The following is a 13,319-nucleotide window of genomic DNA, read 5'->3' as shown; positions in this document are numbered from 1 at the left end:
GCCGCCTCACCCCGAGGAACGCGTCGCCGAGGCGAGCAGCTTCGCGGCGACGTCGCGGAGCTTCGTGTTCGCGCGCTGCGACTGCTCCACGAGCATGTCGAACGCGTCGTCCGCGCTGCACGTGTGCACCGCCATCAGGACTCCCTTGGCCTGCTCGATGACGGCACGCGACTCGAGCGCCCGCTCGAGGTTCTCGACCTGGCGCTGCGAACGCTTCCACCGCTGCGCGTTGGTGATCGTGGCGGACGCCGCCGTGGTGAAGAGCCGCATGAGGCCTTCGTCGAACGGGTCGAAGGCCTTGGCGCTGTAGCTGTAGATGTTGAGCGTGCCGATGTGCCGCGCCTCGGCGTTGTTCGACGCGGGCAGCACGACCGGTACCGACAGGTGGGCGCGGACACCGGCGGCCTCCGCCGCGGCTTCGAACTCAGGCCACTGCTCGCGGTGCTCACCGATCACCGCGCGCACCGGGGTGAGTTCGTGCGCCGACTCGAGGCACGGCCCGCGGCCGGCGTCGTATTGCGTCTGGTCGAGGACGACGAGCGTCTCGTCCGTCGCCGCCACCGTGTATGTCTTTTCGTCCGTGACCACGGACACGGTCACCACGTCGGCGTCGGGCACGGCCCTCGACGCGGTGTGCGCGACCCGCTGCAGCGCGTCCTCGATCGACTCCTCGCCGGTGAACGCCTCGTGCAGCTCCGTCAACGCCTCGGTGGTCTCGTCCAGGCGTGCCACCGCGTCCGGGCGGTCCTCGTCGACCGGTCTCACGGATCCTGCCTGCACGTAGTCGGCCATGCCGCGGTGCCCCTTCGTCAGCTGTGGAGTCCACGGCGCCGGCTGCTCGACGCACGTGCAGCAGATCGTACGGCCACCCGCAAAGCGCGGTCGGATCCCGCGCAGGAACCGACGCCGGCGCCGGGCCGCTGCGATGTCTCAACAACCCGGTGCCGACGCCGGCCGGACCACCCGAGGGAGGTCCTCCGTGCGAACACACGCGCGTGTTCGGCGATCTCTCAGTACCCAGGCGAGGCAGAACTCACACCGCCCGGCGTGAGCCGGTGAGCCGGAGTGGAACCGTCCGGGTCGCGACCGCCGGACGCGAGTGTCGATGTGCACCTCGGAAACACCGACCTCACCGATCCGCGTGTGCCAGCCCACCACGTTCCTCGCGCGAGCCGGCCGCCCACGTCCGCGCGCCGAACCAGCGAGTCAGGTGGTCGTCCAGGTCCCGCTGGTCCTCGCCGATCCAGGCGACGTGGCCGTCGGGGCGCAGCAGGAGCGCGGGGGCGTCCACCTCCGCGGCCGGGTCGGCGACGAGGTCGACCCGGTCCGACCACTCCCCGGCGGACAGCGACCCGGTGCGGTCGAGCACCAGGCCGCGGCCGCGGTGGAGCCGGTCGTACAGGCGGCCCTGCCCGAGGGCGGCGTCGGGCAGCCGGCGGCCGAGCAGGTCCGGGCCCTCGCCGAAGTCGTAGCGGACGCCGATCGCGGTGATCTTCTCGATCAGGTGCCGGTTCACCCCGTCGAAGTCCATCAACTCGGTGAGCAGCCGGCGGACGGCGCGCGGGCCCGCCTCGGGGGAGGCGAGCAGCACCTGGGCGCGGGTGTTGTCCAGCACGTCCTCGGCGACGGGACGGCGTTCGGCCTCGTAGGTGTCGAGCAGCGTTCCCGGCGCCCAGCCGCGGATCTCCGCCGCGAGCTTCTAGCCGAGGTTGACCGCGTCCTGCAGGCCGAGGTTCAGGCCCTGGCCGCCGGCGGGCGGGTGGATGTGCGCCGCGTCACCGGCCAGCAGCACCCGTCCGGCCCGGTAGCGCTCGGCGAGCCGGGTGGCGTCGCCGAAGCGGGAGAGCCAGCGCGGCGAGTGCACGCCGAAGTCGGTTCCGGCGACGGCGCGCAACGCCCCCGAGAAGTCGGCGAGAGTGGGCGGCGGTGCCGCGCGGTGCTCCCTGACTCCTGTCGCGGGGACGATGACGCGGTAGACGCCCTCGCCGAACGGCCCGAAGGTGAACACCCGGACCGTCCGCTGGACTTCGGCCACCGCGGCGGCGATCTCCTCCGGTGGCGCGGTGGCCTCCATCTCGCCCATCAACGTGTCGTTGCGCGAAGGCTCGCCGGGGAAGCCGACGCCGAGCAGTTTGCGCACGGTGCTGCGCGCGCCGTCGCAGCCGACGACGTACCGCGACCGCAGCCGTTCCCCGGTGGAGATCACGACGGTGACGCCCTCGTCGTCCTGTTCCAGACCGGTCACGGCGGCGCCGCGGCGGACCTGCGCGCCCAGTTCGGCCGCGTGGTCCTCGAACAGGCCGTTGGCGACCGGCTGCGGGATGCCCAGCAGGACGGCGGACTCGAGACCCGGCGGTGCCGGTTTCGGGATGGCGGCGAACACACCGCCGACCGGACGCCGCCTGCCGCGTTCGAGGAAGCGGTCGAGCAGTCCGCGCATCGCCAGGATCTCGAGACTGCGGACGTGCAGGCTCACCACCCTGGCGAACGACGGCACGGGTCCGGTCTCCGCCTCCAGCACGAGCACCCGCACGCCGTGCAGCCTGAGCTCGGCCGCCAGCACCGCGCCGGTCGGCCCGCACCCGGCGATCACCACGTCGAACAACGAACCACCTCGTCCTCGGTCCCCGATGTCGGCCGCCCAGTGTGGGGAGGTCCTCCGAAGGGCCGCAAGCGATATACGTCGGGTGGCGGACGGTGTTTCCGTTTCGCCCGAACGGGTATTCGGCGGTTCCCCTAGCTGCAGGACGGTGAGACGTGGCAACAACGCCATCGAAGGACCGGTGGAGTCCGACGGTCGGTGTGGAGGAGGAGTTCCTCCTCGTGGATCCGCAGACCGGCGCTCCGGTGAACCTGGCGGACGAAGTCGTTGCCATCGCGCGGGAACAGCTCGGGCTCGAACTGGAGCACGAGCTGACCGGGGCGCAGGTGGAGATCAACACGACGATCTGCCGCGACGTCGACCAGGCTCGTGGTGAACTGCTGGAGCTGCGCCGCAAGGTGGCGAGGGCCGCGCGCGCCGCGGGGTGCCGGGCCATCGCCGTCGGGGCGCCTCCGCTGGGCGAGGCGACCGGAGAGGTCACCGACAGCCTGCGGTACCGGCGGATCGCCCGCGAATTCGGTGCCCTGGCGGAACAACAGCTGATCTGCGGGTGCCACGTCCACGTCGAGGTGCCCGACCGCGAGACCGCGGTGCAGGTGTGCAACCACGTGCGGCCGTGGCTGCCCGTGCTGGCCGCCGTGACCGCCAACTCGCCGTTCGCCGGTGGTGAGGACACCGGCTTCGCGAGCTGGCGTTCGACCGTGTGGTCGCGCTGGCCGGTTTCCGGGCCACCGCCGGTCTTCGACTCGTGGGAGCACTACGAGGAACTCTGCGACACCATGATCACGGCCGGCACGGCGCTGGACAGGGCGATGGTCTACTGGGACGTGCGACCGGCCACCGAGCTGCCGACCGTGGAGGTGCGGGTCTCGGACGTCGCGGCGACCGTGGACGAGGCGGCCCTGCTGGCGGCGCTCGTCCGGGCACTCGTGGCGCAGGCGGTCGTGGACGTCGAGCGCGGTGTGCACGCCGAGCCGGTTCCCCAGGAGACGTTGCGGCAGGCCTGCTGGAGCGCGGCCAACGAGGGACCGCGCGGCACCGTCCTCGACGTGCTCAAGGGCGAGCCCCGGCCGGTGCGCGAGCAGCTGGACGACCTGGTGCGGCGGCTGACCCCGGTGTTCGAGGCGAACGGTGATCTGCCTGCGGTGCAACGAGGTCTGCGGCTGCTCGACGGCGAGGGCGGTGGCGCCGAACGGCAGCGCCGGGCGTTCCGGGGCGGCCGGGTGGAGTCGTTGCTGGGCCTGCTCGACGTCGACAACGCGGACCGCGCCGATCCACAGGAGACCACTGCCTGCTGAGACCCGCGTTCCCGTTGCGTACCATGTCTTGTACTCGCCGGGGAGCGAGCACAGGAACAGCGTCCGAGGCCAAACAGCGCGCCTGCGACGCATGGCAAGAAGGTGGCCATGAGCGCGTTCGGCGTGCAGGAGCAGACTCCTGACGATGACCTGAGGACCCTGTTCGGCCAGTCCTCGGCTGTTTTCGCGACTTTCACCGGACCGGAGCACGCGGTGGAGGCGGCCAGTCCGGCCTTCCTGGCCGCCTTCGGTGAGGAGCGCGAGCACGGTTTCACGGCCCTGCTCGACGAGACCTACCGCAGCGGTGAGACCCGCACCCGCCGGGACGTGCGGGTCGTGCGGGGCTCGGGCCCGCACGAGCGCGAGGCGTTCTTCGACCTCACCTGCGAGCCGCGCCGCACGGCCGCCAGGGACCTGCTCGGCGTGCAGGTGATCGGCGTGGAGACCACCCAGGTCAAGCACGCCCAGCGGCTGACGGCCGAGCACCGCGCGCTGCTGGAGCAGATCGCCCGGCAGGCACCGCTGTCAGAGGTCCTCGACGGGATGGCCCGGTGCATCGAGGAACTGGCACCGGAGGAACTGCTGGTGTCGGTGCTGCTCGCCGACCCCGACGGGCGTCACCTGCGGCACGGCGCCGCGCCGAGCCTGCCCGCCTTCTACAACGAGGCCATCGACGGGATCGCCACCGGCGAAGGGGTCGGCTCCTGCGGAACGGCGGCCCACCGCCGGGAACCGGTGATCGTCACCGACATCGGCACCGACCCGTTCTGGGACGACTTCCGCGACCTGGCGCAGCGGGCCGGTCTCGGCGCCTGCTGGTCCACGCCGATCCTCGCGCGCGACGGCGGCCTGCTGGGCACGTTCGCCATGTACCACCGAACCGCCCGCGTCCCGCAGGACACCGACCTCGCGCTGATCCGGCTCTTCGCGGGCACCGCGGCGCTGGCCATCGAGCGCCACCACCTCGAGGTCGCGCGCCAGGCCGCCGACGCGCGGGCGGAAGCCGCACGGGAGGCGCTCGCCCTGGCCGTGGAGGCGGAACGGGAACTGCGCGCCGAAGCCGAGCGCCGTGCCGACGCCGCCGCGGAGCTCGCCGCGCAGATGCGCACCGCGGCGGCCGAGCAGGCGCGGTCTCCGCATCCCGAACTGTGCCAGCTGGGCGGCAGGGCCGGGTGCGCCGAGCCGGCCGAGATCAAGGTCGCCGACTCGTGGGGCGACTCGGCCTGGGGCTGCGCCGTCCACGTCGAGGAGGCCCTCATCCACGTGCGGTCGGTCTTCATCGCGGGCGAGGAGCTCGGCGGGCTGGGCGCGTACCTGAACCGCTGATCCGGGTCAGCGCCCGGTCGTGTGCGTGAGCCCCGACAGGTCGAGCGCCCGCGCCGGAGCGCCGGTCGCCACCAGGGACAGCGCCCGGCCGTGTTCCCTGGCGCACACGATCGCCTGCAACAGCAACGCGATGCCGGAGCTGCTCAGGTAGCCGACACCCGTGAGGTCGACCTCGACGGGCTTGTCGTCCCGCGCGCGGACCCGTTCCAGCAGTGGCGGGCGCAGGTCGTCCACAGTGGAGACGTCGAGGTCGCCGGACAGCAGGATCACCTGCCGGTGCGCGTGCTCGCGTTCGGACAGTCCACTCGCGACGTCCGCCGGTCGCGGCGACGCGGGCTCGGTGCGGGTGTCGGGCGAGGCGGGCACGTGGAAGCGGATGGTGGTGCCGTCCTCGCCCGCCTGCAGGTCGTTCTCGTCGGAGACGGCGCGGATCATGCTCAGACCGCGACCGCGGTGCCCCTTGTCCTCCGGGGGCGGCCGCCACCGGCCCTGGTCGGTCACGGTCACCCGCACGCCGACGCCGGTGCTCTCGAGCGTCACGTCGAACGTGCCGGCCCCGTCCGGGTAGGCGTGGTCCACGACGTTCGAGGCGGCCTCGCCGAGCGCGAGCTCCAGGTCGTAGGAGGCGTCCTCCGACAGCCCGGCGAGCCTGGCCCAGCCCGTCGCGGCCCGGCGCAGCGGTGCCAGCTGGTCGGCCGTGGCGGGGAGCCGCACCCGCAGCGGGGGAGGCAGGTGCCGTGCCACGACGAGCGCCACGTCGTCGGACTGGCCGTCCGCGAGCATCGTGTCGATGACGCGCCGGGTGAGGGAGGCCGGGTCGAAGTCGGAGGTGCCCTCCGCCGTGGCGGTCAGCCTGCGCAGCCCGTCGTCGAGCACCTCGTCGCGGCGTTCGACGAGGCCATCGGTGTAGAGCAGGACCGAGGCGCCGGGTGGGAAGGCGGCCGTGTGCTGGCCGGGCGGCACCCGTCCTCCCGCGCCCAGCACGGGCCCGGTCGCGGTCGTCAGCAGGCGGGCGCCCGACTCGTCGACGACCACGGGCGGCGGGTGGCCGGCGGACGCCCAGCACAGCTCGCCGTCGTCCCAGTCGAACACCAGGCACGCGCAGGTGCTGCCGGCCGCGCCGTGCACGCGCGCCGCGAAGGCGTCGAGCCGCCGCAACGACTCCGCGGGGGAGTGGCCGTCGAGCAGGTAGCTCGTCAGCGCGCTGCGCAGCTGGCCCATCACGGCGGCCGCGGTGGGGCCCTTGCCGACGACGTCGCCGACCGTGAGGGCGACGCGGGTCTTGCCGATCAGCACCACCTCGTACCAGTCGCCGCCGATCTGGGAGTGCTCGGCGGCCGGCAGGTAGCGCGCGGCGGTGGCGAGGCGGGGCAGGGCCGGGAGCTCGCGGGGCAGCAGGCTCTCCTGCAGCGCGGCCGCGATCTCGTGCTCGCGCTGCAGCCGCAGCTCGCGTTCGGCCTCGACGCGCTGGCGTTCGGTGACGTCCCTGCCGATCGCCTGCAGGCCGGTCGGCGTCGACTGGACGCTGAGCTCCAGGGCGATCTCCGTGCCGTCGGCGTGGCGCATCGCGACGACCTGGGAGACCGAGAGGTCCTCGGGCAGACCGCCCACCAGCAGGTCGGCGATCGGGGTGCCGATCAGCTCGTCGGAGCGGTAGCCGAGCAGGTGGCCCGTGGCCGGGTTCGCGGCCACGAACCGCAGGTCGTGGTCCAGCAGCCAGATCGCGTCCGTGGCGCGGTCGACGAGCAGGCGCAGGCGCTCCTCGCTGTCGCGCAACGCCCTGTCGGCGTGCACCCGCTGCATCGACTCCCAGCAGCGGTTCACCACGACCGACACCAGGTCGACCTCGTCGGGGGTCCAGTGCCGCGGGGTCGCCTGGTGCACCGCCATGGCCGCGACGAACCGGCCGGCGCGGAACAGGGGCAGGCAGATCACCGCGCGGATGCCCGTCACCCGGTAGGCCGCGTGGTCCTCGGCGTCGAGCCGCGGGTCGTGCAGGGCGTCGTCCACCACCCACGGCTCGCCCGCGCGCATGGCCGCCAGCGCGCCGTTGCCGAACTCCCGCATCGCGAACCGGCCGGGCAGCGGCGGCAGGCCCGTGGCGTGGTCGCCGCTCATGACGAAGTGGTCCTCGTCGGCCTCCGTGCGGGCATAAGCGCACCTGTCGACACCCATGTGCTCACCGAGCAACCGGGTGGCCAGCGCCATCAGCTCCTCCGCGTCGTCGAGCCGCTGCGACTCGCGGTCGAGCACGTCGAGGAACCGCTGCCGTTCCTCCGCGGCGCGCCGGGCCGTCACGTCGATCAGCACGCCGCTGCGCAACGCGCCGTGCACCCGTGCCGTCTCCGTCAGCCACACGAGGGCGCCGCCGGCCGTGCGGACCCGGTAGACCGACTCGTAGTCGGCGTCCGAGGTCCAGCGCAGCCGCTCGCTCTCCTCGCGGTCGTCGGGGTGGGTGATGCCGGTCCAGAAGCCGGGGTCGAGCCACCGCTGCCTCGGGTGGCCGAGCACGCGCTCGACTGAGCCCGACATGAACGTGACGGCACGGCTGTCCGCGTCGCCGCGCCAGACGACCAGCGGCAGGTCGTCCACGAGTCCGGGTTCCGGTTCGTTCATCTCGCACCGCCTCCAGCACGGCTCCCGGAGTTCTGAGCCATACCGCGGTGCTCCCTCGTTCGTCGGACCGGAGGCCACGGCGCCGGCTGCTCGACGCGCGTCAGCCGCATCGTACGGCTGCACTGTCATTACCCCGGAGAGGCTGGTTCCAAGCCCTCCGCCGGTTGAGACGCCCGGCCGTGGGTATGCGCAGCGCATGCGTCTTGGTGTGCTGGACATCGGGTCGAACTCCGCACAGCTGCAGGTCGTCGACGTGCGCCCTGGTGCGCCGCCCCTGCCCGCCCACTCGGTGAAGGAGCCGACGCTTCTCGGCGAGGAGATCGAGCCGGACGGGTCGATCAGCCCGGCCGGGGTCGAGCGGGTGGTCAGGGCCGTGGGCGGCGCGGCGGCCGCCGCCTACCGGCACGGAGTGGACCAGCTGTACCCGTTCGCGACCTCGGCCGTGCGCGACGCGGCCAACCGCGACGAGATCGTCGACCGCATCGAGGCCGAGGTGGGCCTGCGCCCGCAGTTCCTGTCGGGCGAACACGAGGCGCGCCTCACCTACCTCGCCGCGCACCGCTGGTACGGGTGGTCCGTCGGCCGGTTGCTGGTGCTGGACATCGGCGGCGGGTCGATGGAGATCGCACTCGGACGGGACGCCGATCCCGAGCTCGCGCTGTCGCTGCCGCTCGGCGCGGGCCGGTTGACGAGGGCGTTCCTCCACCACGACCCGCCCCGGCGCGGGGAGCTGAAGGCGTTGCGCCGGCACGTGCGCGAGACGCTGGGAGAGGTGGTGGACCGGCTGCGGTGGGAGAGCGTGCCGCGCCGGGTCGTCGCCACGTCGAAGACGTTCAAGCAACTCGCCCGGCTCGCGGGCGCGCCACCGCAGCGCGAGGGCCCGTTCGTCCCGCGCCACCTCACCACCGACGACGTCCGCTGCTGGATCCCGCGGCTGGCTGCGATGTCCGCGGCGCAGCGGGGGCGGTTGCGCGGGGTTTCGCAGTCGCGTGCTCGGCAGATCCTTGCCGGTGCTGTGGTCGCGCACGCCACTATGAGCGCCATTGGGGTGGAGCGGCTGCGGGTTTGTCCTTGGGCGTTGCGTGAGGGGATCATGTTGCGGCACTTGGAGACCACAGTGGACAGTGCTGGGGAGTTGCCTTTGCAGCCGTTGGTGCGCATGCCTGAGGAGGGGACGGTTACCCAGTTGCATCAGCGGTGAGGGTGGGGCTTGTTGTTGTGAGGGTGGGCTGTTTGTGCGGGCGCGGCTTGTGCGGGTGGTTGTTTTGCGTGCGGCCTGTTTCTGGTGCGTGCTTCCCCTGGGGCTCTGCCCCAGACCCCGGCAATCTGATCAGGGGGTTAGCGCTGTGGGCAGGTAGATGGCACGCCTGTTGCGTAGAGCGGCTGCCTGTTTCGTAGTTTGGTTGCGGTGGCGGTGGGGTCCCATCCCAAGCCGCACCAGGAGCGAGCCACATGCGAGGAGGGGTGTCAAGCGGACGAAAAGCGTGTCCGCTTGACACCTCTCCTCGCATGCAGCAAGAGCTGTGGCGCGACTCGTGATGGGACCCCACCGCCGGTACCTCTTTGCTCAGGACGGCTCGCCTTCGGCTTCGCACCGATCACACGGCTCGCCTTCGGCGTCGCGGTGATCGGGCGTGCCCTGCCGGTCCCGCTGCGGTGCGGGGGAGTCGCCTCCCCCGCACCCGTTCCGCTCAGCCCGGGATGTTGCGCGGGTCGCGCTCGCGCGGGTACGTGTTCCGCTCACCGATCGTGCCGTCCTGCTTGCGGATGATGTGCTCGACACCGTGTTCGGCGGCCATCTCGCGGCCCTTGGCGCTCGCCTCGTCCTTGGTGTCGTGCGTGCTCGACGCCTGGGAGTTGCCTTCGACCTTGTTCTTCCAGGTCCCGTTCTCGTGGTAGGTCTCGACATCGCCCTTCATCGCGGCCTCCTCGCCGGTGGGGATCGTGGTGACGCGGGGAGGGTGCCCACGATCAAGATCTTCGACACCCGGTCGTCGGTTCGCGGTGCGCCGCTGAAACGCCGCGCACGTGATCGGCACCCATCGGGTGATCTTGCCCGCCTCCGGTCGTGCGGATCCGCCGGAGCGTCCTTACGGTCCAGCCTGCGGTCGTCAGGCCGCTGCACCACCAGGGCATGCCGCCCGCTCACCTGTCCAGCGGCGCGCCCTGTCCACGTCACGGACGAAAGCCCCCGCCGGACAGGCGCTGCTGCAGGCGAGAGCGAGGCGGTGTGCGAAAAGGGACATGCGTCATCTTCGTGGCAACTTCGCCGGTCGTGCCGTTCTCGTCGCCGTCTCCGCGACGGCCTTCGCCACCGCGGCGGGCACCGCCTCCGCCTCGGCGCCGGTCGACTGGGATCGGATCGCGCAGTGCGAGAGCGGCAACAACTGGTCCACCAACACGGGCAACGGCTACTACGGCGGACTCCAGTTCAGCCAGTCGACCTGGCAGGCCAACGGCGGGGCGGGCCGGGCCGACCAGGCCTCCCGCGAGGAACAGATCCGAGTCGCCGAGAACGTGTTGCGCACGCAGGGGATCGGGGCCTGGGGGACGTGCGGGCGGCGTGCCTCCGCAGGTGCCCCGCAGCCGGTCCGCCAGGGGCAGCGGCCGGTCTCCGGCCGAGCCGTGCCGCGCGCGGTTCCCGTGGCACCGGCGGCCGCGCCGTCCACCAGCAACCCCGACGGCGACTACACGGTGAAGGACGGCGACACGCTCAGCCGCATCGCCGAGGAGCTGCGGATCGAGGGCGGCTGGCAGGCCCTGGTGGCGAAGAACGCCAAGTTCCTGACGAACCCCGACCTGATCAGGCCGGGCGACAAGATCGCGACGAAGTGACGCCGGTCGGCGGGTAGTGCCGCAGGGCTTCGGGCGCGGGACCTCAGCGGGGTCTCGCGCCCGAGGTGTCGGCGAGACGTGCGGCCCCGGAACCTCGTCCTGCTGAGACGACCGGGGGACATCTCAGGTGGAGGTCAGGGGGAAACCCTGATGGCAGGGCGCCCGGACACGGGCAGGCTGGAGTCTGTCAGGGGAGATCCGCAGTACGAGGAGAGCAATGACTGAATCCAGGTCCGAGACCGCCCGCACCGCCGTCGACTCGGTGGTCGACGCCGTTCGCGGGCTGGTCAGCGAGGGCATCAACCGTCGCGTCGTCGTGCGCGACAGCAAGGACGACGTGGTGCTGGAGGTGCCGGTCGCGATCGGGCTGGTCGCGGCGCTGGCCGCTCCGGTGGCCACGACGATCGGTGCCGGTGTCGCGCTCGTCGGCAAGTGCGGGATCACGCTCGAGAACCGCGAGCAGCCCGCCGCGCCCGGCGACCAGCCTGCGACGACGGTCGAGGCCGAGCGGGTGTGACCGGGGGCCGCGCTTGATCGCGGCGGGGGATCGGCGGCAGCGGCGGCACTTCGGTGCCGCCGCTGCCGTTCGTCTGCGGGAGGTGTTGTCGCGCCCGCGGCGGCTCAGGCGGGCATGTGGCGTTCGAACCACGCCAGCACCCTCGTGAGGAAGTCGATCTGCGCGGGGTAGCCGCGCACGCCGTGTCCCTCCTGCGGGTAGACGACCAGCGCCGACGGCACGCCGTTCGCGCGCAGGGCGCGGTGGAACTCCAGGGCCTGCCCGGGCGGTGTGCAGTTGTCCAGGGCGCCCGCCACGTTGAGGCACGGGGTGCGTGCCTTGCCCGCGTGCACCACCGGGCTGCGGTCGAGGGTGCGGGCCTCGCGGTCGTCCGGGCTCGGGCTGAGGAAGCGGGCGCCCCAGGCGGCGATGTTGCTCGTGAGGTTCTGGCTGCGCCAGTCGGTCACCGGGGCGACCGGCACGGCCGCGGCGAACCTGTCGTCCTGCGTGACGAGCCAAGACGACATGAAACCGCCGTAGCTCCCGCCGATCAGGCCGATCCTGGTGGGGTCCGCGACACCGCGGTCGACCAGCGCGTCGATCGCGGACAGGATGTCGTGGGTGTCCGCGCCGCCCATGTCACCGGCGACCATGCCGGCGAAGGCCTGGCCGCGGCCGGAACTGCCGCGCGGGTTCGGGTTGAGCACCGCGTAGCCGCGCGCGACCAGCAGCGGGACCCACTGGGAGCGCATCGACCACATGTCGCGGAACTGCCAGATCGGGCCGCCGTGGATGTTCACGACGAGCGGGAACGGCCCGTCGCCGTCCGGGGTGCACAGGATTCCCTCGATCTCCAGGCCGTCCGGCGCGCGCCAGCTCACCGGTGCGGAGGTGCCGGCGACCGAGAGCAGGTGGTCGGTACCGGGGTGGGACGTGGAGGCGAGCACCCGGTCGCCGCCCTCGCCCGACAGCACCAGCTGCGGCGGGAGCCGGTAGGAGTCGTGGACCGTGCACACGCGGCCGTCCGCGGTGAAGGCGCCGTCGGTGTGCATGCCCGTGCTCCCGCCGCAGGCGACGGGCGTGTCGAAGACCTCGGACACGCCGCCGCTCGTGGTGTCGAGCACCCCGGCGACCGAGTTCAGGTGGCGTTGCCCGAGGTAACCGAGCCGCACGTCGTCGATCCAGTCGAGGCGGGTGACGTCGACGCCGCGGGTGTCGATGCGGCGCGTCTCGCCGGACTCGACGTCGAGCAGCAGCAGGTCGCCCGCGACGAGCCAGCGGTCGCTGCACACCGCCTCCACGACCGCGACGACCCGGCCGTCGGGGGAGCCGGCCGGGAGACCGAGCTGGACCTCGCTCGTCAGCAGGGTCCGCACGCCGCCGCCGAGGTCGATCAGGGTGAGGGCCGCGTCGTACCAGTCGTCCTCGCCGGGGGCCGTGGAACTGATGGCCGCGACGCGGTCCGGTCCGCTCCAACCCGCCTCCCAGCAGTTGAGGCCCTCCGGCGACAGCCGGTGCAGCACGCCGGTCGCCGGGGTGTACACCCACAGGCTCCGCCACGCCTCGTCGCCCACCTCGTCCTCGACGTGCGGGAACCAGGGCTCGGCCCGGTCGGCGGCGTGGTTGGTGCCGGAACCCTGGCCGCCGGAGAGTTCGGCGCCGAGTCCCGCCACGCCGAGCAGGACCCGGCGGCCGTCGGGGGACCAGTGCAGGTACTCGACGGTGCCGGGCACGGCCGGCGCGGGCTCCGCCTCGCCGAGGTCACCGTCGGCGCGCAGGTGCAGCTGGAACACGCCGGGCACGGCCCGGTCCGCGAGGAACGCCAGCGTGCGCCCGTCCGGGGAGAACCGGCCGGAGCGCGCCGAGCCGCCGAGCGCCGAGACCTGCCGGAAGCGGCCGTCGGTGGCGGTGTAGAGCGCGGTGCGCGGCCTTCCTCGCAGGCCGTCCAGGACGTCGGCGGTCACGACCGTGCGGGTGCCGTCGCGGGTCACGTGCGGTTCGCGCAGGTTCGACGGCTTGCCGAAGCCCGGCTCGTGCACGGCGAGCAGGTGCCCCAGCACGAAGTCGCCCTGCTCGGTGTGCGCCGTTTCCCTGGACGAGGCCATCCTGGACACTCCCTTCCCCCGGCGGACGCGCGTCTCCCGGC

The 13,319-nt window shown here is 72.8% G+C and carries 9 protein-coding genes and 1 pseudogene; 5 read left to right on the top strand and 5 right to left on the bottom strand.

Features of this window, described 5'->3' with window-relative positions; genetic code table 11:
• Positions 1–6: 6 nt before the first annotated feature.
• Positions 7–792, bottom strand: coding sequence for a GAF and ANTAR domain-containing protein (locus BMY74_RS37185; RefSeq protein ID WP_089924628.1), 786 nt, complete (start codon positions 790–792; stop codon positions 7–9).
• A gap of 337 nt (positions 793–1,129) precedes the next feature.
• Positions 1,130–2,605 (bottom strand): annotated as a pseudogene (locus BMY74_RS37180) (FAD-dependent monooxygenase).
• 152 nt (positions 2,606–2,757) lie between these two features.
• Between BMY74_RS37180 and BMY74_RS37175 the strand changes: the two are divergent.
• Positions 2,758–3,900, top strand: a complete 1,143-nt coding sequence (locus tag BMY74_RS37175; RefSeq protein ID WP_089924917.1) for a carboxylate-amine ligase — start codon at positions 2,758–2,760, stop codon at positions 3,898–3,900.
• 108 nt (positions 3,901–4,008) lie between these two features.
• Complete coding sequence (locus BMY74_RS37170; RefSeq protein WP_089924625.1) at positions 4,009–5,226, top strand: GAF domain-containing protein; 1,218 nt, start codon at positions 4,009–4,011, stop codon at positions 5,224–5,226.
• A gap of 6 nt (positions 5,227–5,232) precedes the next feature.
• On the opposite strand, the gene BMY74_RS37165 is transcribed toward BMY74_RS37170, so the two are convergent.
• Complete coding sequence (locus tag BMY74_RS37165; protein WP_089924622.1) at positions 5,233–7,842, bottom strand: SpoIIE family protein phosphatase; 2,610 nt, start codon at positions 7,840–7,842, stop codon at positions 5,233–5,235.
• Between the two features lie 196 nt (positions 7,843–8,038).
• On the opposite strand from BMY74_RS37165, the gene BMY74_RS37160 reads away from it, so the two are divergent.
• Positions 8,039–9,043: a Ppx/GppA family phosphatase gene (locus tag BMY74_RS37160; RefSeq protein WP_089924619.1), complete on the top strand. Its 1,005-nt coding sequence runs from the start codon at positions 8,039–8,041 to the stop codon at positions 9,041–9,043.
• Positions 9,044–9,533: 490 nt separating this feature from the next.
• On the opposite strand, the gene BMY74_RS37155 is transcribed toward BMY74_RS37160, so the two are convergent.
• Positions 9,534–9,761, bottom strand: a complete 228-nt coding sequence (locus BMY74_RS37155) for a DUF2188 domain-containing protein (RefSeq protein ID WP_089924617.1) — start codon at positions 9,759–9,761, stop codon at positions 9,534–9,536.
• Positions 9,762–10,086: 325 nt separating this feature from the next.
• Between BMY74_RS37155 and BMY74_RS37150 the strand changes: the two genes are divergently transcribed.
• Positions 10,087–10,677 carry a LysM peptidoglycan-binding domain-containing protein gene (locus BMY74_RS37150; RefSeq protein WP_089924613.1) on the top strand — a complete coding sequence of 197 codons (591 nt, stop codon included), beginning with the start codon at positions 10,087–10,089 and terminating at the stop codon, positions 10,675–10,677.
• A 217-nt stretch (positions 10,678–10,894) separates the two neighbouring features.
• Positions 10,895–11,194, top strand: a complete 300-nt coding sequence (locus BMY74_RS37145; RefSeq protein WP_089924610.1) for a DUF4342 domain-containing protein — start codon at positions 10,895–10,897, stop codon at positions 11,192–11,194.
• Positions 11,195–11,298: 104 nt separating this feature from the next.
• Here the strand turns inward: BMY74_RS37145 and BMY74_RS37140 are convergent, their stop codons facing one another.
• On the bottom strand, positions 11,299–13,278 hold the full coding sequence (locus BMY74_RS37140; RefSeq protein ID WP_218159866.1) for a S9 family peptidase: 1,980 nt from the start codon (positions 13,276–13,278) through the stop codon (positions 11,299–11,301).
• Positions 13,279–13,319: the final 41 nt, after the last annotated feature.

The sequence above is a fragment of the Lentzea albida genome (assembly GCF_900111005.1).
Lineage (GTDB): Bacteria > Actinomycetota > Actinomycetes > Mycobacteriales > Pseudonocardiaceae > Lentzea > Lentzea albida.
Note: the sequence above shows the minus strand (reverse complement) of the source record. Positions and strands in the feature narration are given on the sequence as shown.